The organism is Primorskyibacter sedentarius (assembly GCF_004342065.1).
In the GTDB taxonomy this organism is placed as follows: Bacteria; Pseudomonadota; Alphaproteobacteria; order Rhodobacterales; family Rhodobacteraceae; genus Primorskyibacter; species Primorskyibacter sedentarius.
The window spans coordinates 87,822-109,845 of sequence record NZ_SLZU01000011.1; the positions used below are offsets into that span (position 1 = coordinate 87,822).

15 protein-coding genes are annotated in these 22,024 nt (G+C 61.8%); 5 read left to right on the plus strand and 10 right to left on the minus strand.

Annotated elements, in window-relative coordinates; all coding sequences use genetic code 11:
- Nucleotides 1-10 precede the first annotated feature (10 nt).
- From EDD52_RS15050 to EDD52_RS15095, 10 genes are all read right to left on the minus strand, one after another.
- Nucleotides 11-4,750: an autotransporter outer membrane beta-barrel domain-containing protein gene (locus tag EDD52_RS15050; protein WP_132246415.1), complete on the minus strand. Its 4,740-nt coding sequence runs from the start codon at nt 4,748-4,750 to the stop codon at nt 11-13.
- The gene (locus EDD52_RS15055; protein WP_132246417.1) at nt 4,720-6,087 is read right to left on the minus strand and encodes a hypothetical protein; all 1,368 of its coding nucleotides are present in this window, start codon (nt 6,085-6,087) and stop codon (nt 4,720-4,722) included. Before EDD52_RS15055 ends, EDD52_RS15050 begins: the two co-directional genes overlap by 31 nt.
- A 150-nt stretch (nt 6,088-6,237) precedes the next feature.
- The gene (locus EDD52_RS15060) at nt 6,238-7,005 is read right to left on the minus strand and encodes a hypothetical protein (protein ID WP_132246419.1); all 768 of its coding nucleotides are present in this window, start codon (nt 7,003-7,005) and stop codon (nt 6,238-6,240) included.
- A gap of 366 nt (nt 7,006-7,371) precedes the next feature.
- On the minus strand, nt 7,372-8,763 hold the full coding sequence (locus tag EDD52_RS15065; protein WP_132246421.1) for a M20 family metallopeptidase: 1,392 nt from the start codon (nt 8,761-8,763) through the stop codon (nt 7,372-7,374).
- On the minus strand, nt 8,760-10,325 hold the full coding sequence (locus EDD52_RS15070) for a gamma-glutamyltransferase (protein WP_132246423.1): 1,566 nt from the start codon (nt 10,323-10,325) through the stop codon (nt 8,760-8,762). Before EDD52_RS15070 ends, EDD52_RS15065 begins: the two co-directional genes overlap by 4 nt.
- Nucleotides 10,322-11,305 (minus strand): ABC transporter ATP-binding protein, encoded by a 984-nt coding sequence (locus EDD52_RS15075; RefSeq protein ID WP_132246425.1) that lies wholly within the window; start codon nt 11,303-11,305, stop codon nt 10,322-10,324. The genes EDD52_RS15070 and EDD52_RS15075 overlap by 4 nt, the downstream gene beginning before the upstream one ends.
- Entirely contained in the window at nt 11,302-12,297 is a 996-nt protein-coding gene (locus EDD52_RS15080) for an ABC transporter ATP-binding protein (RefSeq protein WP_132246427.1), read from the minus strand. The genes EDD52_RS15075 and EDD52_RS15080 overlap by 4 nt, the downstream gene beginning before the upstream one ends.
- Before the next feature lie 3 nt (nt 12,298-12,300).
- On the minus strand, nt 12,301-13,197 hold the full coding sequence (locus EDD52_RS15085) for an ABC transporter permease (protein ID WP_132246429.1): 897 nt from the start codon (nt 13,195-13,197) through the stop codon (nt 12,301-12,303).
- Between the two features lies 1 nt (nt 13,198).
- A complete protein-coding gene (locus tag EDD52_RS15090; protein WP_132246431.1) occupies nt 13,199-14,116 on the minus strand; it encodes an ABC transporter permease in 918 nt (305 codons plus the stop codon).
- Nucleotides 14,117-14,216: 100 nt separating this feature from the next.
- The gene (locus EDD52_RS15095) at nt 14,217-15,734 is read right to left on the minus strand and encodes an ABC transporter substrate-binding protein (RefSeq protein WP_132246433.1); all 1,518 of its coding nucleotides are present in this window, start codon (nt 15,732-15,734) and stop codon (nt 14,217-14,219) included.
- 144 nt (nt 15,735-15,878) lie between these two features.
- Here EDD52_RS15095 and EDD52_RS15100 point away from each other — a divergent pair, with 144 nt between their 5' ends.
- The 5 genes from EDD52_RS15100 (at nt 15,879) to EDD52_RS15120 (ending at nt 22,023) form a co-directional block, all read left to right on the plus strand.
- The gene (locus EDD52_RS15100) at nt 15,879-16,640 is read left to right on the plus strand and encodes an IclR family transcriptional regulator (RefSeq protein ID WP_132246435.1); all 762 of its coding nucleotides are present in this window, start codon (nt 15,879-15,881) and stop codon (nt 16,638-16,640) included.
- A gap of 221 nt (nt 16,641-16,861) precedes the next feature.
- Nucleotides 16,862-18,760, plus strand: coding sequence for a D-apionate lactonase family protein (locus EDD52_RS15105; RefSeq protein WP_132246437.1), 1,899 nt, complete (start codon nt 16,862-16,864; stop codon nt 18,758-18,760).
- Nucleotides 18,761-18,787: 27 nt separating this feature from the next.
- Nucleotides 18,788-20,236, plus strand: a complete 1,449-nt coding sequence (locus EDD52_RS15110; protein ID WP_132246440.1) for an ABC transporter substrate-binding protein — start codon at nt 18,788-18,790, stop codon at nt 20,234-20,236.
- A gap of 69 nt (nt 20,237-20,305) precedes the next feature.
- Complete coding sequence (locus EDD52_RS15115) at nt 20,306-21,199, plus strand: carbohydrate ABC transporter permease (RefSeq protein WP_165907555.1); 894 nt, start codon at nt 20,306-20,308, stop codon at nt 21,197-21,199.
- Nucleotides 21,196-22,023, plus strand: a complete 828-nt coding sequence (locus EDD52_RS15120) for a carbohydrate ABC transporter permease (RefSeq protein ID WP_132246444.1) — start codon at nt 21,196-21,198, stop codon at nt 22,021-22,023. Before EDD52_RS15115 ends, EDD52_RS15120 begins: the two co-directional genes overlap by 4 nt.
- The last annotated feature ends 1 nt before the right edge of the window (nt 22,024 follow it).

A 22,024-nucleotide genomic window follows, 5' to 3' on the forward strand; every position in this document is an offset into this window, starting at 1 on the left:
AATTCTATCCTTAGAAACGCAGTCCGAATTTGATGCCGCCCGATTGCACGACGGAATTCTTACCGAATTCGCGGCTGAAATCGACATCCATGAAGGCACTGTCATTCTTCTCGAACACCGTCATGCCAACCGACAGTCTTCCGCGGCGGTCGTCAATGCCGCTGTAGTCGCGGAAACTGCCATCGGCGGAGGAGGCCCCCGGAAGACCGGCATCGATATAGATGTCATTTTCGGACGAGAACAGCGCCTCGGCGCGCAGAAACGCCTTGATCCCGGTGGAGGCATCATAGTCGGTATCAACGCCCAATTCCAACGATGGCGTCAGCGTATAAAGCACCTGGCTGGTGTCCTTAAGCTCCGATCCAAGGTCGGTGCCGCGTTCCTTGAATGCCTTGCTCCGTAACCGTGTCACATCAAGCGCGAGACCGGGTTGGATATACCAGATCTGATCCATCGGCTGGTGGCGATACTCTGCACCGAACCGCAGGTTCAGGTGCTGAACCGTCTGGTTGGCCTTGGCGTTGCCAGAGGCGATGGTGGTGCCGTCGCCGAACGCGCCGTTGATCCCGATCTGCCGGTGCGCCTTGTAGTCCGTCTTGCCGCCCGACAGGCCGCCGAACAATACCCAGTTATCCACGGTCTGTTCCAGCGACGCGCCAAGCTGGAAGCGTTCACCATCAGCCGAAAAACGTGGGCCGTTCGTCATCGCCACGTCGTCACGTTCGATGGCGACGCCGAATTTCACACCGTTTTGCATATCAAACTGTCGCCCAAATTGCAGCGCGTTCGACTTTGCGTCGAAGGATCTGTATTCGAAGCTCGCATCGCGGTGAGAGGTCGAAACGGACAATCCCATCCAGATGCACCCATCTTTCGTCAGAACCTTGGCACTGCCGTGACTGGAACAGGTCCGCAGATCATCTGCAAAGCGCAGCGCGGACCCGAACGCTTCGACTTGGGTAGCCGCGTAATCCTCGACCGTCATCCGATCGATTACATCGACGACCTCGGCCTCCGTCGCCGCATTGCCGATCAGCGCGAAGAGCCTGCCCATGGGCTGCGACCCTGCACCATTCAGAACATCATCGATATAGTCGCCAACGGCAGCCTGGTTGCGGTTCATCGTTGGCGTCGCGAAACCGGGTGTGACCGTCAGGTCGATGGTGCTGCCATCGCCGGTCGATCCGTTCAGGCCGATTTCATAGTCCAGCACAACCGTGTCCTGAATCGTCGTGCCGTTGTCAGCGGTGTTTCCGCCTGCATCCACCAGCACATAAGGCCGCGCCTGTTCCAGCGTGTTCAGCACTGGCACCAGCGTACCGCCCATCGCGGCGTTCTCTGACGCATTGATCAGATCGCCCTCACGCCGGCCGGATCCATCCTGCTGCACAAAGTAGACATCCGCCGTGTAGGTTGCCGTGGCCCCGAAGCCCAGCGACCCGGTCAGCGTCGTTGTCTGATTGACATTGCCCGCCACGGTGAAGTCCGCAGCCGTGACACTCGGCGTGATCGTTGCCGGAAACGTCAGGACCCCGCCAAGATCCAGCGCGCCGTCAATGGTCACCTGACCGCCCACGCCCGCCAGCATGCGGTCCAGCGCTGTGAAGCTGCCCGCCGCCTCAAGCGTGAAACTGTTGGTGCCACCGCCAAGATCGAAATTGCCAAAGCCGCCGCCCGCAAGCGATACAGCCTCGGACCCGATGCCGCTTTGGATCAGTTCGTCATTCAGGGATGCAAGGAAGCTCTGCTCCGACAGGGTGAGCGTGTTCGCCGCACCACCGTCGAGCCGGATGCCAGCACCGCTGGCACCTGCCCCACCCAGCACCACGTTGGCAAAGCTGAGCTGCATTGCACCGCCCGTGCCTGCGCCCCCTGCCGATTGCGCCAAAACAGCTATGGCGTCGTTGCCAACGGCAATTACGTTGCCCGATTGCGTCATGGTGATGGCACCGCCGGTACCCGTGCCACCAGCCGATCCACGAAAGACTTGATCCACGACACCGCCGCCGCCGCCAAGGCTTTGGGCCAGAAGCGCCACAGCTTCATCGCCCATCGTCATGACATTGCCGGTATTGGCAAAGCTCAGCGCCCCACCATCCCCGCCATTATTGCCCGAAGTCGTGACCGATACACTGCCTGCGTCAAGATCGGTCGTGGTCAGACCACCGCCGCCGCCAATGGATTGCAAGACGAACCCATGCGCTCTGCGCCCGGCCGTGGTCATATCCCCATCATTGACCACATCCAGCGTGCCGCCATCCCCGGTGGACCCATCCTGAGCCCCCGTGGTCACGTCGACGCTGCTCATTCCGCTGATCAGCGTTTCGCCGCCACCTGCGCCGATGGATTGCACGACCTGGCCATGGGCGAAATCACCCGCCGTCTGCGTGTCGCCGTTCAGGGTCAGGCTGACAGCGCCGCCGTGGTTGTCAAAGCTGGGATCGGCCCCCATCACCACAGATGCGGTTTTGGTTGTGCCACCGTCTATATCCGACAACAGCGTCAGCCGCCCACCGCCGCCACCGATAGATTGCGTCAGCCCAGCAGAGGAGAATGCCCCCTGCGTCATCACGTTGCCGGTGCGCTGCGAGGTGATATTGCCACCTGATGCGTTGTCGGTATTCACCGCGCCCAGCACCGCCTCCAGCGTCAGATCTGTCTGATCGTTCGCCTCTACCCTCGACAAAGCCGTGCCGCCGCCGCCGCCGATGGATTGCGTCAGCGCGCCGGTCGAGTTCGCTTGTATGGTCACGACATTGCCGGTGTGAGTCTGGCTGACATCTGCCGCCTCAGACCCATCCACATCGTCTCCGCCCAGACCCAGCTTGCCCAGAATCGTGGTGCCTTGCGCAGCTTCGGGGCCAGTCGGCAGGTTTTCGGAAAAGACCGAAAACACATCGACATTGCCACCGCCACCATTGATCGCCTGGCTCAGAACGGCTTCGGAATTGGCACCGTTCATGATGATGTCACCGGTGGCGTTCACCACCACGGTGCCGCCCGTGCCATTGGTGCCAGAGCGCGCGCCAAGCAGCGTCGAAAAGCCGTAATCCAGTGCCGAGACCAGCGGTGCGCCAACCGAAATCCCGGCATTGCCGCCTGCGCCGCCTACCGATTGTGCCAAGATGCCATAGGCGTCGTCGCCATCGGCCTGAATGGTGCCACTATGCGTGACCGTGACGTCGCCGCCGTCAGCCGCGTCCCCGCCGGCCCCGCCAATTGCAATGGAGTTGAACGCCTTTCCAGTCGCTTGCTCTACCAGTTTCGTGCCAGCTACCGCGATAGACAGACCGCCATTACCGCCTCCGCCGCCAACCGATTGCGCCAACACACCATAGGAGGATGCGCCTTGCACAAGGATGTCGCCGTCATTGCTGACATCGACCGTGCCACCTGCATTGCCGGATCCGCCACTGCCACCAAGGCTGAATGCTGCAGAGGGCGTCGTGGCGTCGCCCGAGGCCAATGTATAGCTGCCCTGGATCGTCTGCCCGCCATTGCCGCCACCGCCGCCCACGGATTGCGCGATGATGCCATGCGCCTCTGCGCCGCCGGTCTGAATAAAGCCGTCATTTGTCACCACAACCTCGCCGCCGGTACCGCCGTCGCCGCCGCTGCCGCCAATGCCGATCTGCAAGGTCCGGCTTGTACTGCCCGCACCAGCGGTCGACCGGCTGAGCGAGACATTGGACACGTCGCCCCCAGTGCCGCCTCCACCGCCCACGGACTGCGCCAGGATGCCGTGTGCCGCATCACCGGTGGTGATGATCCGCCCGGTATCGGCATTGGCGACCTCGACATCGCCCGCCGCGGCACCTGTACCGCCCGTGCCCCCGATCAACAACGAGGCGCGGGTGGCACCATCGGCATCAGGTCCGACAAGGATATTGCGGACATATTGCGCATCGCCGCCGCCACCGCCGACCGACTGAGCAAAGATACCGATGGCCCGGTCTGACACAGTGCCGATCATCGCTGTGCTCGTGACGGAAACAGACCCGCCGGTACCACCGGTGCCGCCGGTGCCGCCCAGTGCCACGGAAATCGAGGTCCCCTCGCCAGCGCCGCCGCTGGCCGACCCGGCATTGCCGCCGCCGCCGCCAACAGATTGGGCAAAGACGCCATGCGCCTCTTCGCCCATCGTGCCGATGGACCCGGCCGCGGTGGCGACCACGTCGCCCGCCAATCCGCCCTCTCCGCCTTCAAGGCCGACTGCCAGTGACAGGCTGGTGCCCTTGTCGTCTTCTTCCTTGGGCGTGGACAGGCTGACAGATGTAGAGCTGGAATTGCCGCCGCCATTTCCGATCGATTGCGCGAACAGCCCGTGCGACCGCACGCCCTGTGTCCGCACATCGCCAGAGGTGCTGGCCGTGACATTGCCACCGGTCCCACCCGTGCCGCCGCGCCGTCCAATGGTGATGTTGGCCGATCCGCCATCGGCGCTGTTGACCAGCATGTCGTAGCCAGCATTGCCGCCGCCACCGCCCACGGATTGGGCAAAGACGCCGTGGCTGTCATCGCCGGCGGTAAAGATATCTCCGGTGCTGGCCACATCCACGATGCCACCGCTGCCCCCTGCCCCGGTGCCCCCGCCGACAGCAAGGCCGACAGCCCGATTGTTGTCCGCCTGCCCCAAATGGTACATGAACGCCAGGTTGAACGCCGCGTTGCCGCCGCCGCCACCAACCGATTGACCAAGGATCCCATGGCTCTGGTTCTTCAGCGTGGTGATGGTGCCGAAGTGGTCCACATCCACCGCCCCGCCATGCCGGCACTGCCTGCGCCACCACCTATGGCAATCGCCACCGCGTTGGTCTGCGTGCCGCCGCCCGCCGCCGGTGTTGAATTATTCCCCTCAAGCTCGTCCAGAACCGCGTTGAAATTCGTAATCACCGACGCATCGACGCCAGCATTGACCGGCGTGCGCCGATCCCCGGCGGATCCGCCATCGCTTTGCGCGCCGGTTGTGCGCGTCACACCCAGAACCGCATTAACCCCGGCATTGCCGCCGCCGCCGCCGATGGAGGACGCCTCGAGCCCGACTGCGCCGATCCCGTCCGTCCGGATCTGGCCCGCGGCAAGCGTCGCGGTCCCGCGCGCTACGGTCACATTACCCGCATTGCCGCCATTGGCGCCAAAGCCGCCCACGCCGATCCCGATGGGAGAGCTGTTCTGCGTGCCAACCGCAGTTACGTTAATGCCGCCGGTCCCGCCGCCGCCTATCGACTGCGCAAAAATACCGCGCGAAGCATAGCCTTGTGTGGTGATATCGCCTGTCGACGTGACTGAAACATCCCCTGCGTCCGCGCCGGTGCCGCCATGACCACCCAGACCTGCGACGATGCTCAGATCCGTCTGGCCGTTGCCGTTTTCCGACGCCTGGTAGTTCAACTGTCCCGACACATTCAGGCCGCCATTGCCGCCGCCGCCGCCGATGGACTGCGCCAACAACCCCGCAGAGCCGTCAGTGTCCGGCTTGTCCTCGTTGAACAGGCCCAGATCGACGAAAAGATCACGGAGACCGAAACTATCAAGCTGATTGCTCGCCAGATCGACAACCTGATCGCTCAGCACCTCGCGTAGCTTGGTCTCAAAATCGGAATCGGTCGGGGTCTCGATATCCTCGGGGTCGGTTGTCACAGTGATGTCGGCCCGTGCAGTCACTGTGACATCCTCGGCAGTGCCCGCATTGCCGCCCAGCCCGCCGACGCCCACAATCAAAGAGCTGTCGGAAACGATACCGCCCGACACGTTCAGTCCGCCATTGCCGCCGCCACCGCCCAGCGATTGGGCGATCACGCCGGATTTTCCAGTCCCATGCGCCCGGATCGTGCTGCCCGCAGCGATATCGACCTCCACGCTACCAGCGTTCCCGCCGGTGCCGCCAAATCCGCCAACCCCAACCAGCACCGCGCCGGAATTGTTGTTGTTGGTCTGCCCGGCACTGGGCAAGCTGGCGATGGAGATGCCGGCCGTGACATTCACGCCACCATTGCCGCCGCCGCCACCCACCGATTGTGCGATGATCCCGTCAGAGCCTTTGTTCTGGTCGATTTGCGCAGTGCCACCGACATTGGTCAGCGGCACGGCTTGCAGGTCACCGGAATAGTCGAAATCAATCGCACCGGCATTGCCGCCGTCGCCGCCGAACCCGCCGACGCCCGCAGCAATCGACAGGATGGTGTTCGATCCGCCCGGCTTGGTCAGGGAAAGCGACCCCGAAACGTTGGTGCCGCCCTATCCGCCACCACCGGCGATGGATTGCGCCACCAACCCCGTAGCCTGATCGCCCGATGTCATAACGTCGCCCGCGACATCCATGGTCACGTCGCCGGACTCTCCGCCAGCTGCGCCGAAACCGCCCAGGCCGAGCGAGATCGCAGCGCCGTTTTGCCCGCTCAGGCTGACGGTTCCCGATACGTTGGTGCCGCCTGCACCGCCGCCGCCACCGCCACCGACAGACTGCGCCAACGCACCAATGCTTTCCACGCCGGTTGTGTAAATGCCGGGCGCGTCCGTCGCGGTTCGGATCGTACTGACAACGGTCCGGCCATCGCCGCCGCCGCCGCCAGCCGATTGCACCAAAACACCGGTGGATTGTTCCTGCCGAGTTGTCACATTCCCGGTCAATATGCTGGTCACATCACCGGCATTGCCGCCAGCACCGCCGCTCCCGCCGATGCCAACAGCGGCACCACCAGAGCCGCTACCCACCGCGGTGATCGTGGCCGAGATATTCATGCCGCCATTGCCACCGCCGCCGCCCAAGGACTGGATGACCGCGCCCGAAGATGAAACGCCATCCGTCACGAAGTCTCCGGTCAGGTTTGACGCCACCGTGCTTGAGGTACCACCGGTACCGGCCGCGCCACCCAGGCCCACGGCCGCGCCGCCTGCCCCGGTGCCTGCAACGCTAACCGCCGCTGCGACGTTGAATCCGCCATTGCCGCCCCCTGCGCCCCGCCCTCCGAGGCCCACGCCAATCGACCCGCTCCCGGTGCCCACGCCAATCGACCCGCTCCCGGTGCCCGCGCCCTGTCACATGCAGAAATGTCCGATAATGACTTCATCGCCCTTAGAGTGAGGCGGTGCCGACGATACCGAGCGGCACATTGGTTCGATATAAGAAAACATCAAGCGACCGAACAATATCCGCGTTCGTATGGATGACTGTGCCACCCTCCGTCATCTGATCGACGTCGACCCGAAATGCTCATCCGCAGCGAATTCAAAGAATACGCGAACGGTTATGGCAGGGACCGCGTACTTTTCTACGGCTCCCCTGCCTTGCGGGACACGCCCGCTAAAGCCTCCCTGACATCCGGTGCCGCGGTACTCGCTGTCCTGCCCCATGGTGACCGGATGGGGCCGCTACCGACCCGGGGGCGTCTTTTCGCCAATGTCCCAGAAAACGCCCGCCATGACACGGAGCGCATCTCGGCACAGGGGCTTCAAGACATGTTCATTGGGGGCGTGTTGTGAACAGCCGCGATAGGAATGCGGAATCCAGATCGTGGGAAGCCCGAGAATGTCGGTGAAGCTGTCATTGGGTAAGGAACCGGCCAGATTTGGCAGGACGTGCAAATTGCCCGACGTCTCGCGGATCGAGGCAGAAATGAACCGCGCCCAAGGGTGGTCGGGATCAAGCCGCGTCGCCGCAAAAAAGCCGCGATCATGCGGGCGTATCTGCACGCGGTCAAAGCCGTGTGAATCGAGGTGGCGGCGCAAGGCGGGCACTACCTCGGCCGGGTCGGTGCCAACCACGTAGCGCAATTGGCAGGTTGCCCGCGCCCATCCGGAAATCGCATTGACCGGCGCTTCGGGCACGCCAGAGACCATGGCCAGAACGGAAAAGCTGTTCCAGCCAAAGGCGCGCTCTGCCGGCGTGAGGCTTTCCTCTCCCCAGTTCGGGTCAACAGCCGGTCCGTCGCCGCCCGCCACCGGCAGGTCGCGCAACGCGGCGCGCACAGTGTCGGTCAGACTGTCGGGGCGCCATTCAGGCACCTTGATCTCGCCACGGACATCCGTGATGCAGGCAAGCGCGTGAGCCAGAATGATGGCCGGATCGGCCAGCAATCCGCCCCAGTTGCCGGAGTGATGCGCGCCTTCGTGGGTTTCGATTAGCAGGTCGAAGGTCGTGCCCCCGCGCGAGCCCATGAACATGGTCGGAACGTCCTGCTGCAGGCGCGGCCCGTCCGAAGCGATCAGGACATCAGCCACGAGCCTGTCCTTATGGGTTCGGAAAACCTCGGGCAGGCCGACAGAACCCACCTCTTCGCTCATTTCCAGAACAATGCGCGTGTTGAAGCCGAGGCTGCCACGCGTCGCCAGCACGGATTCAAGCGCCGCAATATTGATCAGATGCTGGCTTTTGTTATCCGCCGTGCCACGCCCATAAAGCCGGTCCCCGTCCTCGGTAATCTCCCACGGGTGCAGCCCGTCGCGCCACATGCCCTCCTGGCCCAGAACGGTATCGCCATGCCCATAGGTCAGGATCGTTGGCAGATCGCTGCCCTCGGCTCTCTCGCCCAGCAGCAGGGGTCCACCCTTGGGATCGGGGTTCTCGATGATGTCACAGACAAATCCCATCGCCTCAAGCCGGGGCTTCATCGCCTCGGTCAGGTAGCGCCGCGCCTCGCTTCGGGCTTCTTGCGCGGGGTTCTGGCTTTCGCTTCGGTAAGAGACAAGATGTGAGAGATCGGATTGAAAGCGGCCCGTCTCGAAATACTCGGTTGCTTTGGCAATGGCGGTGTTGCGGGTCATTGGATCTCTTCAAGGGCTGCGTCACCCCAGGGTGACATGATTTCGGTGCATCCGGTGTTCACCGCGCCATCACGCATGACCCCGGCGGGGCAGGCAAAGGCATAGGGCATCACGGTCCGTTTGGTGGTTTGAACCGGCATGACCGCTTCAATTGCTGACAGAACCTCGGGCGGCAGGGTTTCGTCGGCGACGCTGCCTTTGCCCCCCGATACATCGATGCGCGGCGCGTGCAGTGCCGCCCCGATATCCATGCCGCTGTCACAGATGAAAGAGGACAGCTGCGACACGGCTGAGACGATCTTGCGCCCGCCAGAGGCCCCCAGCGCAAAGCTGCGCGCGCCCTGGCTGCCGATGACCGGGCAGATATTCATCAGGCAGGATTTGTCCGGCGCAAGTGAGTTCGGCTTTCCCGGTTCCGGGTCGAACCACATGATCCCGTTATTCATCAGCAACCCGGTGGACGGAGACACTACCCGGCTGCCAAAGATCGACAGCAAGGTCTGCGTATGGGACACCATGTTGCCCGCGCGGTCGACAATCGAAAAATGCGTGGTGCATCCGGGCGCTTCGGGGGTCTCCCCGGTATCGCCCATGGTGCCCAACCGCTCGGTATAGGCAGTCTCAAGCGCGCGGGCGTAGGCGGGATAGGCCTGCACGGGGGTGGACAGGTCCACCTCTGACAGCAGCTCCAGCACGCGGGCAAAGGTCGGGCCGGCCGTCAGCCCGGGCAGCACGTGGAACATGGCATCGCGGTAAGAAACGGGCCGAGCGCCCCCCATCCAGGCGCGATACCCGGCGAGGTCATCGGTCGACAGGCAGCCGCCCTTGGCCTGAACGTCGCCAGCAAGCGCCTGCGCGATATCGCCTTTGTAAAACGCCTGCGCCCCGTCTTTGGCCAGCACCTCCAGCGTGTCAGCCATGGCGCTCTGATCCAGCCGGTTGTCCGGGATCGCCGTCCACCCGGAGCCTTTAGGCCAGATCCCGTCATCCAGAAAGAGGGCCGCGGCGTCTGGATCTTGCGCGAGGTTGCGCGCGACCGAGGCGATAAGAAGTGCCGCATACCAGTCAACCAACATGCCCTTGCGGGCATGGGCGATGGCGGGTGCCAGCAGATCCCGCCACGGCAGCCGGCCCCAACGCGCATGCGCTCGGCCGACCCCGTCCACGGTGCCCGGCACGGCGATCGCGCTGGCCCCTTGCACATTGCGGTCCTCCACCACCCGTTCCCATGGAAAGAGATCGTCGGCCTTGCCTTCGCCGGACAGCGGGTAATCCGCAATGTTCAGCCCTTTGGGCGAGCGCATGCCGAAATTGATCGCCACGGCCTCGCCCGTGTCCGCGCGCCAATGAACCGCGCCACCACCGCCTGCCGGGCCGCTCATCCACGGTTCCAGCACGCCGATGACAAAGGAGGCGGCCACCGCCGCATCCACCGCGTCGCCGCCTGCGCGCAATACCTCGGCCCCGGCCTCGGCAGCCTGCCGGTGCTGCGCCGCAACCACCCCGCCCGGCGTTTCGATCACATGCTTGCGAACCTCTTGCGTTCTGGACAATGCGCTCATGCGGCGTCTTCCGCGTAGATCGGGCTTTCGGGATCATGCAGATGGCATTCCACCAGACCTGCATCAGTCTGCAATGGTCGCGGTGCCTGTGCTGCACAATGCGCAGTCGCAAAGGGGCAGCGCGGGTGGAAGGCACAGCCCGAGGGCGGATCGATCGGGTTGGGATAGGCGGTGCCAAGTGCGGTTTCCGGCACACCCTGCGTGGGGTCCGGCGTCAGCACAGAGCTTAGCAAAGCCCGGGTGTAAGGATGACGGGGGCGTTCGAACAGGTCGGCCACGGGGGCTTCTTCGACGATCCGACCCAGATACATCACTGCCACGCGCGTTGCGAGATGTTCGACCACTGCCAAATCATGCGAAATGAACAGGTAGGTCAGACCGAAATCCCGGCGCAAATCGCCCAGAAGGTTCAGAATCTGGCTTTGCACCGATACATCCAGCGCCGAGGTCGGCTCATCGCAGATCACAATCTCCGGGCGCATCACGAGCGCACGGGCAATGGCCACGCGCTGGCGCTGACCGCCCGACATCTGGCTGGGATAGGTGTTGATGACCCGCGCGGGCAGGCCCACCACATCCAACACCTCTTCCACCGCCTTGCGCTGGCTGGCCGCATCGCCGATGCGGTGCACACGCAAGGGCAGCGAGATCAGATCGTAGATGGATTTTCGCGGATTGAGCGAGGAATACGGATCCTGAAAGATCGGCTGGAGCCTACCGGCAAGGGAGCGACGATCAAGATCCTGCATCTTGCGGCCTTCGACAAGCACATCGCCGGCGGTCGGTTTTTCCAGACCCAGCAACAGCTTGGCGAGCGTGGATTTACCGCAACCAGATTCGCCGACCAGACCCAGAACCTCGCCCTTGCGCATCGACAGGGTGACGTCATTGACCGCCCTCAGCGGCTTGCGCTTGCCAAACAGACCCTGTTTGACGCTGTAGGTCTTCTGGACATGATCAAGGGTCAGGATATTGCTCATGCCACCTTTCCTTCTTCGGACAGGGCCCCATCGGCAAAGACGCAGCGGAACGCATGGCTGGCGTCGCCTCGCTGCGGGATCGGATCACGACAGGCGGGGATCGCATGGGCACAACGCGTGCGGAACGCGCAGCCGGTAACCTCGCCCACCAATGACGGAACAATGCCCGCAATGGTGCCAAGCGCCGCGCCGCGGGCCGTCTTGCCCGGTTGTGGAATGCAGCGCAAAAGGCCGCGGGTATAGGGGTGGCTCGGGGCCGCGAACACCTCTGTCGCCGGGCCGGTTTCAACCAGTTCGCCTGCATACATCACCGCGACTTTGTCCGCGACGCGGGCCACCACGCCCAGATCATGGGTGATCAGGATCATCGCCATGTTCATTTCGGTGGTAAGGTCGACCAGAAGCCGCAGGATTTGCGCCTGAATGGTCACGTCCAGCGCGGTGGTCGGCTCGTCCGCGATCAGCAGATCGGGTTCGCACATCAGCGCCATCGCAATCATCACCCGTTGCCGCAACCCGCCCGACAGCTGGTGAGGATATTGCGACAGGCGGCTTGCAGCGGCGGTGATCCCGACCTTTTCCAGCAGCTCCACCGCGCGGGCCAGTGCTGCGGCCCGGCTGACCTTGCGGTGCAACAGCAGGGCTTCGGTCAACTGATCCCCGATCGTGTAAGCGGGGTTGAGCGAGGTCATCGGCTCTTGGAAGATCATGGCGATGCGGTTTCCGCGCAGGTCACGCATCACCCGTTTTCTGGCCTTCAACAGATCAATATCAGCGAAGCGGATCTCATCGGCTGACCGTTTGATCGTCTTGCCCAACAGGCCCATCACCGCAAGCGAAGTCAGCGATTTGCCGGACCCGCTTTCGCCAACAATGGACAGGGTCTCGCCGCGCCTGACGTCAAAGTCGATGCCCCGCACCGCATGCAGGGTGCCGCTGCCAGTCGGAATGTCGAGCGTCAGGTTCTTGACGGATAACAGGGTTTCAGACATCGCTCAGCTCCGGCCTTCCGGGGCGGTCACGTCGCGCAGACCGTCCCCCATGAGATTGATCGCCAGCACCAGCACGAACAGCACGACACCGGGGATCAGCACCAACCAAGGCTCGAACAGCATCATGTTCTTGCCTTCGGACACCATCAGCCCCCATGAGGGCGTCGGCGGTTGAACCCCTAGGCCAAGAAAGCTCAGCGCCGCTTCCAGCAGGATGGCATGCGCCATTTCGAGGGTCACGATAACGATCAGGTTATTGACGACATTCGGCATAATCTCTGTCAGCAGGATGCGCGGGGTCGACGCCCCGATCACCTGCGCGGCGGCGATATAATCCCTGCGGCTGATCTGAAGGGTCGAGGCGCGCATCACGACGGCAAACCTGTCCCAAAGCAGAAGGCCCAGCACGCAGATCACCACTGTCAGCGACCCGCCAAGGATCGCGACCACGGCCAGCGCCACCAGCACAACCGGCATCGCGAGGCGCACGTTGATAAGGAACATCACGAAGGCGTCGACCTTGCCGCCGAAATAGCCTGCCGCGACACCCATGGCGGTCCCGATGACGCCCGAGATCAGCGCGGCGATGGCCCCGATCATCAGCGACACGCGCGCGCCGTAGATCAGCCGCGACAGGTAATCCCGGCCAAGGTGGTCGGTGCCCAACGGGTGTTCCCAAGTCCCGCCCATGAAAACCGGGGGCACCATCCGTGTCATCAGGCTTTGCTCGTAGGGATCATGCGGTGCAAGCACCGGCGCGAGAAGCGCAACCAGCACCAGCAGCACCACCACGCTCATGCCGAAAATCAGCCCCTTATGCGACAGCGCGCGGGATTTCAGCATTTGTTGCGGAGACGGTCCCCTGATTTCGCGAGCGAGTGGATCGGCGGCGTCGGTCATCTCAGGCGCTCCGCATTCTGGGGTCAAGCCAGGCGTTGAGCACGTCGGCAATGAAGGTGAAGACGATGTAGAACATCGAAAAGACAAGGATCAGCGCCTGCACCGTTGGCAGGTCGTTGCGCGCGATGCTTTCCCAGGCAAGATAGCCCGCCCCGTGCAGTGCAAAGACGCTTTCCACCACGATGGAACCGCCCAGCATGAAACCCATCTGGACGGCGGCAAGGCTGACAACGGGGATGATCGCGTTGCGCAGGGCATGTTTGAACAGCACACGGGTTTCGCCCGCGCCTTTCGCCCGCGCGGTGCGGATGAAGTCCGAATTCAGCACATCAAGCATGCCGGCCCGCGTCAGGCGCATGATCGCCGGCATGGCGTAATACCCAAGAACGATGGTGGGCATGATGAAATGCTTCCAACTGGCCGCACCCGACGGTGGCAGCCAGCCGAGTTGGATGGCGAAGACGACGATCAGGATCAAGCCGAACCAGAAGGACGGCATGGCCTGGCCCGCGACGGACAGGAACAATGCCACCCGGTCGATGAGCGAATTCGGGCGGATCGCTGCAACCACGCCAAGCGGCACCGCCGTCACCAGCGCAAACACAATGCCGCAAACCCCCAGCGTCATCGTTATCTGCAAACGGTCGGCGATCAGGCTGGCGACCGGAAGTTTGAAATAATAGCTCTCGCCGAAATCCCCGCGCAGGGCCGAGAACAGCCATTCGCCATACTGCACGAGCATGGGCCGGTCGAACCCGTACAACCGGCGCAGCGCCTCCACGTCTTCTCCGCTGGCGGTTTCCCCGGCCAAAGCGGCCGCCGGATCACCTGACAGAAATAGCAGCGAAAAGCTGATGAAGCTGACGGTAAAGGCGACAAGCAGCGCCAATCCCAGTCGTTTCAGGATGAATGTAAGCATGGATTACCTTTCGCATGGTTTCTGTGCCATGCGTTGCGGGTGTCGGCGTGCCGGGGTGGAAAGGCGGTTGAGGGACGCACGCCCCTCAACCCGTGGTTTCTCAGTTCCAGCTCATGTCGACGAAACGAAGCACCTCGTCGGCAGTGGGTGTGTAGCTGACCTCGGTCTTGAAGACATAGTTGGTGTTGTAGGTGAACATCGGCGCCCAGTAGGCTTCTTCGGTGATCTTCTTCAGCGCCTTGGTGTAGTATTCCAGACGCGTGTCGGGATCGGTCGAGCTGTCGGCCACGTCCAGCCATTCGAGCACCTCGTCGTCGCGCGTACTGTCCAGCGCGCCGTGCTTGAAGAACTGGCTGACCATTGCCGAAGCGTCATTGATCGAATAGCTGCCCCATGTCTGGAACGACACAGGCACCTCGCCTTTCATGTTCAGCTCGCGCAGCGCAGAGTATTGCAGCATGTTGAAGTTCGTCTCGATGCCCACGGCGTTGAGATACGATGCGATCGCCTCGGCATATTGACGGTCCCGGTAGGCGTAGAAATCAATCGAGAACCCGTCGGGATAACCCGCCTCGGCCAACAGCGCCTTGGATTTTTCCGGGTCGTATTCGTATTCCGTGACATCCTGCACGCAGCCGAACTGGCTGGGGAAACAGGGCGTATAGACCACTTTGGACGATCCCTGCAGCAGCGCGTCGACCAGCTCCTGACGGTTGATCGCGTGGTTCACGGCCTGACGTACCAGCTTGTTGGTGAACGGGCTTTCGCCCGAGCGGCCAGCCGCATCCATTTGCAGATAGCCCACGCGCATGGTGGATTCGTTGGCCACCGTGAACTGGTCCATCTGTGCCAGCTTGTTGGCCTGATCCGCGGGCACCTGCCAGATCAGGTCAAGCGTGCCGGAAAACAGCTCTGCCATCTGGGTGTTCACATCCGGGATGGTACGGATGTCAATCCTGGCAAGCTCGGGCTGACCCTTGGGGCTGTCATGGTAGCTCTCGTTGGCTTCTAGCACGAAATGCTGGCCGGGCACGACCTCGACCACCTTGTAAGGGCCTGTGCCCACCGGTTTCAGCCCCATGCCGGACGGCCCGGCCTCGGCATAATACTCATCGGGATACATCGACACCGGACCGGAGAGGAACTCGATCGCCGCCGGGAACTTGTCCTTCAGGTGGATACGCACGGTGTAGTCGTCAATCTTCTCGGCGGACTTCATCCAGTTGACGTTGCGCTGTGTTTTCGCGCCATTCTCTTCATTGGCAACGAAGTTGACGGTGTAGACGACATCATCGGCGCTGAAGGCTTCGCCATTGTGGAAAGTCACGCCCTCGCGCAGTTTGAACTCCAGCGTGGTGTCATCGATCCATTCCCAGCTGGTCGCGAGATTGCCCACATATTCGTTTGTTTCCGGGTCGCGGTAAATCAGCCCGTCCCAGACCGCGCGCTGCAACACAACGCCTTCCCGCGACGAGTTGAAGTAGCTGTCGACATTTTCCAACTCCTTCGTAAAGGCGACGTTCAGCGTGCCAGAGGCTTTATCGGCCATCACCGGCATGGCAACGCTGGCCATCAGAGTGGCGGCGAGAAGGGTGGAGCGTGTGGTTGTGCCAAGCATGTAGTTTTCCCTATTGCGCTTTCGGAGTTATCATTATTTGATAACTGTGATTGTTATTTAATCAATATAGCAAGGCGAGTCGGGCAGCCGTCAAGTCCCTGCGTGCATCAAACGGCCCGGCACAGCCACAAGTGGAACAATCGAATGAAAAACAAGCAGGACAGCCTTTACGTCAGCACGCTCGCGCGGGGCCTGCAAATCCTGCGGGCTTTCGACGAGTCGCATGTCTCGCTCTCCCTGACCGATCTGGTTGCTCGGACCGGGCTGGAGAAAAGCGCAGTGCAGCGCATGGCCCATACCCTGCATCTGGAAGGGATGCTTGACCGAGATCCCAAAACCCGCCGTTTTCGCCCAAGCCACGCCTGGCTGGAGCTTGCCTACGCCTATTACTGGTCGGACCCCGTCATCGCGCGCGCATTGCCCAAGCTCATCGAATTCAGCCATGCCGAGGGCGAAACCATCAACCTTGCGCAAATGTCCGGCGATCACATCATCTATTCGCTCAGGTTGCCGAACCAACGCATCCATTTCGCTGCAAGTATCGTGGGTCGACGCCTGCCAGCACTGAATACCGCCGCCGGTCGCGTGATGCTGTCGACAAGACCCGACGCAGAGATCGACGAGGTCTGTGCCAACTGGCCCTTGGTGCAAGCAACGCGGAAGACGCTCACGGACCGGGATGAAATCGCCCGTAGCATAAAGGCCGCGCGCGAAAACGGCTATTGCATCACCCGGGATCAGATGTTGCTGAACGAAATCAGCTTGGCCGCACCGGTAAGAGGCACGGACGGGCAGGCCGAAGCCGCGGTTCAGATCTCCATCTCCGGCGTCGCATTTGATGAAAGACAGGTGCTGGAGAAGTTTCTGCCAACCCTGCTGGATACGACTGCGGGGATCCTGGGGTGACGGGGCCTGCAGACCGGCGACAGCCGTAAACGAAGTCACCGACCCGCATTTTCTGTTCTGGTGTGAATGCACAGCGGTCCAACCACTTACCTGAATTTCTGCTCTTTGGCGGCAGTCACCCCTTGCGTATCAGCGTTGGTGCCACACCGTCAGCAAAATTGACGGACCCTGCAAACTGGTATAATGAGTATGTTATATACGCAGTTTATTGAGGTCGAAGGGTGGCGAACGCAGATGCTTTTGTTGTGATCTATGGAACCACCGAGCCTGTGCAGAAGCTGCACCAGATCTCGGTGGGTTCGCTGTCGTTCCTGTATTCCCAGGACGGGTTGCGCAGGATTTCCTGGCAGGGCACAGAGCTTGTTCGCGCAATCGCCTGGCCCATCCGCGACGAAAACTGGGGCACCTATCCGGCTGTCATCGTTGATGAACGTGTCGAGCATGGCGATCGCTTCGAGGCGCGCTTGCGGTTCACTGTCGGTGACGAACGGCTGGAATGCGACCTTGCGATCCGCGCAACTGCGTCGGGCGAATTGGCAGCCGACCTTACGATGACCCCAAGGGGCGCGTTCTCGACAAACCGCGCGGGGTTCACGGTTTTGCATCCCATCAAGGGCGTCGCCGGTCAGCCGCTGCGCGTCACCCATCCTGACGGATCGGTCGAAGAGACCAGCTTTCCCGAACGTATCCAGCCCGACCAGCCTGTGAAGAACATTCGCGGTCTGGCCTATAGCGTCGGCGCGCGATCGGTAGAGATCGGCTTTGAGGGCGAAATTTTTGAAATGGAGGATCAGCGCAACTGGTCGGATGCGTCCTACAAGACCTATTGCGTACCGCTCGTCCATCCGTTCACCTATGATATCGTGGAGCCGGTCCGCCAATCGGTGCGGATCACATTGTCAGGATCGGGAAGGATCGGTTCGGAAGGGGCGCAATCTGACCCGGTTTCGGTCAACGCGACGTCGCGCGCTGCGCCGAAAATTGGTCTGGCGCTGGAAAGCGGTTGGCTGCCGTCTGGCGCGATGCCCGAACTTGGCGCCTCTGCGATCCTGCTGCGAACCGCGCCTGACGCGGATGATTTGCCCCAGCTGGCCAGGTTTTGCGCAGATTTCGACGAGGTCGACCTTGAAATCGTGCTGCCTGACGATCTGCCGGTCAGCGCCGGGCTGGCGAAGGTCGCCACGGCGCTCGCCGCCGAAGGCGTCGCGCCGTCCCGCGTTATCGCGCTGAGAGAAGCCTACCTTGGCAGTCATCAACCGGCCGGCCCCTGGCCCGAGGGGCTGACCCCGAACGAAATGTTCGGCGCGGTCCGCACGGCCTTTCCCGGGGCGCTGGTCGGCGGCGGCATGATGACCAACTTTACAGAGCTTAACCGCTGCCGTCCCGACACCACGCGTTGTGACTACCTCACCCACGGGCTGACGCCGCTGGTCCATGCAGGGGACGACCTGTCAGTTCTGGAAACGCTGGAAGCCTTGCCGCAGATTTTCGCCAGCGCCGGGGCACTGGCGCATGGCAGGCCGTATCGTCTGGGACTGGCCAGTATCGGGATGCGAACGAACCCCTACGGCGCCGCGGTTGCCGATAATCCCGCCCAAATTCGGCGCACCATGGCGCGGGTCGACCCACGGCATCGCGGGCTGTTCGGCGCGGCCTTTGCGGCAGGCATTCTGGCCACGACAGAGGGCAGCACCGTCGAGGCGCTCTGCCTTGCGGCACCAGCCGGACCATTTGGCCTGATCCCCGAACCTGCGGCGTATCCTCAGGCGGGCTATGACGGTGAAGGGCGTGCGGTTTACCCGCTTTTCCACGTCGTCAGTGAAGCCTGCAATCTGGCAGGTCACCCCAGACTGTCGGTCGAAGGCCTGCCGCACGGCACTGTCGGCTTCGGGGCTCAAACGCGCGACGCGCATCGCCTGATGCTGGCCAATCTTTCTGACGAACAATGCGCCGTGACCCTTCCGGTTCGCGCTTTCGTCCTGCGACTGGATGCTGGCACATTCGACGATGCGACGCGCACCGCCGACTGGCTGGCAACGGCGCCGCGCACCCAAACAGCAGATATTGAACTGCCACCATTCTCAGTGGCCTTTGTGGAGGGGACGTTCTCAAGCGATTGAAATAGATAAATAAAGGGAGGAGAAACAATGTTGTTCAAATTAACCAGGCGCAAAGCCCTGGCAATAACTTCGGCTGCGGCGCTATCAGTTTCCGCAGGCGGCGCGTTTGCCCAATCGGCTGCGGACCGCGCGGTCGAGGCTGCAAAGCAATATTCCGGGATCACGCTGAATGTCTTCTACGAAGCGGGGCTGCAACCGCTTGATCCGAAGAACTTCACCGGCCCACTTTGGGAAGAGCTTACCGGCATCAAGATCAACGTCATAGAATCGCCCAATGACGAGATGTTCACAAAGACGATGCAGGCCCATCTGGGAGGCTCGGGCGCCTATGATGTGTTGAACGTCCTGCCCAGCCAGATGCCCGATCTTGCGCTTGCGGGCGCCTTGGAGCCACTGGACGCGTTTGTCGACAAATTCGGCTATCGAGACGAGCTGAACAGCATCGCGCCGGTTTACCGTGACAACCAGATGATGGTCGAAGATACGATCTACGGCCTGCCCGACGATGGCGATGTCTTTGTATTGTACTACCGTCGCGACATTTTCGAAGACCCCGAGACGATGGCCGAATTCAAGGCCAAACACGGGTACGATCTGGCTGCGCCAACGACCTGGAAGGAATTTGGCGAGATCGGCCAGTTCATCACCGACAAACATGCCCCCGAAATCTATGGCGCGGGCATGTTCCGGCAGCCGGGGGCCGCGAAATACCTGTTCGAAGAACGTTTCCGCGTCGAGGGCGGCCGGTTCTTTGATCCCGAAACCATGCGCGCAACTGTGAATTCCGAGGCCGGGCTGCGCACCATGCAAGGAATGGTTGCCGAAAACGCCTGGATGCCGCCGGGTGTCGAGCAATGGGGATTTGGCGAAGTCTTCTCTGCCTTTCTGGCGGGTGACATTGCCATGGCGGTCAGCTGGCCTCCGGTCGGCAGATGGGCCGCGGGTTACGGCAAGGGGACCGAGGCGCTGAACTGGATCCCGGAAACCACTGTCGCCGATACCATCGCCTATGCGCTGCCCCCGGGCGGCAAGCCCGAACTGGCGGCGGGGTTCTCCCTGTCGGTTGCGTCGGGGTCCAAGCACAAGGAAGCCGCGTTCCTGTTTGCGATGTGGATGAACTCGGAAGAGATCAGCCTGCAGCGCGTGCAATTGCCCTATGCCTTGCGTGACCCCTTCCGCCCCAGCCATTTTGCCAGTGAAGAATACCGGTCCAAATGGCCATCGGCGGGCGAATATCTTGATATTTTGGAGGCAGGTGCGCAAACCGGCATGCTTGACCTCTCGCTTATCCAGATCGATCGCTACAACGAGGCCCTGCGCCAAGGTCTCAGCCGTCTTTGGGCGGGGGATGATCCGCAAGCGGTTCTGGACGAGGTTGCCGCAAATTGGGACGCTTTGACTGACCGGATCGGTGTTGAGAAGCAACGTCGCGTCTATGCCGACTGGGCCAGCAAACCCAATGCCTACCCCGAGTAACTGCCCATCACCACTCGCTCCGGGGGTCTTGATCCCCGAGGCGGCTTGCCTGAACGGATGCGCGCCCCCATGACCGCCAACAGCCTGTCACGCACGCTTGAGCGCCCCGGTGTGTTCAAATACCTTCTTATCGCGCCTGCGGTTTTCGTGATCCTGCTGATCGGGCTTTACCCCCTGATCAAACTGGCGGTGACGTCTTTTCAGGACATCTCCATGTTCGGGGCGGATTACAGCTTTAACGGGGCAAAACATTACGTTCGCCTGTTCGGGGATAGCCGCCTTTGGGAATCGCTCTTGCACACAGTGCTGTTCACGGCCGTCGCTTTGCCGATCGAGCTGGTTCTGGGCTATCTGCTGGCTCTTTTGTTTCTGGAGCGTCTGCCGGGCAAATCCTTCTTCGTCGCGATCATCTTGCTGCCGACGATCATTTCGCCAATCGTGGCCGGGTCGACCTGGCGGCTGATGATCGATCAGCGGTTCGGACCGGTTAACCAAATTCTAAGCTGGATAGCTGGCCGGGAAGTAGAGCTTTTGTGGAATATCCAGACATATCTTGTCTGGCCTGCAATCATGATCGCAGAGGTCTGGCAGTGGACGCCGTTCATGTTCCTGATGCTTTATGCGGCGCTGTCAAATGTCGACAAGGAACAGCTGGAAGCCGCCCAGATTGACGGCGCGTCGTGGTGGATGACGTTCCGGCGCATCGTCCTGCCCGCCATCATGCCGGTGATGGTGATCGCGATGCTGATCCGCGCTTTGGACCTGTTCCGCATTTTCGATATCATCTGGACGATGACGCAGGGCGGTCCGGGCACCATGACCGAAACGATTTCGATCTATGCCTACAACATCGCCTTCCGCGAATTCGAGACGTCCTATTCTGCGGCAATCGCCTTTCTGGTGATCTTCATTCTTACACTGGTGGTCGTCTGGCTGCTGCGACGGGTCGAGGTGGAGCGATGATCCGCTGGGATCGCGGCTGGCGGCTGTATCTACGGGTGGCGCTGGCACTGGGTATCACCCTAGTGTTCGTCTTCCCGGTCTATTGGCTGGCAATGATCTCTGTGAAATCGCCGGACGAGATCTACGCCTATCCGCCGGTCTGGTTCCCGTCTGAATTCCGGTTTTCATCCTATGTGACGCTGTTTCGGGACGGTGACGCCTGGGCCGTCTGGAATTCACTGATCACGGCCGGGGTCAGCACGGTTCTGGCGATGGCAATCGGCACGACGGCGGCCTATTCCATCGTGCGTTTCCGCACCGGCGGCGAAAACCTCGCGATCTGGATCATATCGCAACGGATGATCCCGCCAATCTGCGTGGCCTTTCCCATCTTCCTGCTCTTCGTATCGTGGCAATGGATCGACACGCGGTTCGGCCTGATCCTGCTCTATACCGCTTTCAACGTGCCTTATGTCACCTGGATGATGCGAGGCTACATCCAGGACATACCGCTGGAGCTGGAACATTCCGCGCTGGTTGACGGCTTGTCGCGTTGGGCCGTGTTACGAAAGGTCGTGTTGCCGATGGCACGCGCGGGGTTGTTCGCAACGGCTGTTTTCACCTTCATCTTCGCGTGGAACGATTTTCTGTTCGCGCTTGTCCTCACCAAATCCGAAGCCGTGACCTACACCGTCAAGGTCACTGGCTATTTCGGATCGCAATCCACCTTCTGGTCCAAGATAGGCGCGATGAGCATGCTGGGCGTTCTGCCCATGATGTTTGTCGTGGCGACAATGCAGCGCTTCATCGTGCGCGGCATGTCACTGGGCGCCGTCAAGGGATAGA

Bases quoted from the DNA above. Each gene is read 5' to 3' on its own strand.
- EDD52_RS15090 (WP_132246431.1), bottom strand. From the start codon at position 14,116: ATGCTTACATTCATCCTGAAACGACTGGGATTGGCGCTGCTTGTCGCC.
- EDD52_RS15080 (WP_132246427.1), bottom strand. From the start codon at position 12,297: ATGTCTGAAACCCTGTTATCCGTCAAGAACCTGACGCTCGACATTCCG.
- EDD52_RS15065 (WP_132246421.1), bottom strand. From the start codon at position 8,763: ATGACCCGCAACACCGCCATTGCCAAAGCAACCGAGTATTTCGAGACG.
- EDD52_RS15085 (WP_132246429.1), bottom strand. From the start codon at position 13,197: ATGACCGACGCCGCCGATCCACTCGCTCGCGAAATCAGGGGACCGTCT.
- EDD52_RS15100 (WP_132246435.1), top strand. From the start codon at position 15,879: ATGAAAAACAAGCAGGACAGCCTTTACGTCAGCACGCTCGCGCGGGGC.
- EDD52_RS15075 (WP_132246425.1), bottom strand. From the start codon at position 11,305: ATGAGCAATATCCTGACCCTTGATCATGTCCAGAAGACCTACAGCGTC.
- EDD52_RS15115 (WP_165907555.1), top strand. From the start codon at position 20,306: ATGACCGCCAACAGCCTGTCACGCACGCTTGAGCGCCCCGGTGTGTTC.
- EDD52_RS15070 (WP_132246423.1), bottom strand. From the start codon at position 10,325: ATGAGCGCATTGTCCAGAACGCAAGAGGTTCGCAAGCATGTGATCGAA.
- EDD52_RS15120 (WP_132246444.1), top strand. From the start codon at position 21,196: ATGATCCGCTGGGATCGCGGCTGGCGGCTGTATCTACGGGTGGCGCTG.
- EDD52_RS15110 (WP_132246440.1), top strand. From the start codon at position 18,788: ATGTTGTTCAAATTAACCAGGCGCAAAGCCCTGGCAATAACTTCGGCT.
- EDD52_RS15095 (WP_132246433.1), bottom strand. From the start codon at position 15,734: ATGCTTGGCACAACCACACGCTCCACCCTTCTCGCCGCCACTCTGATG.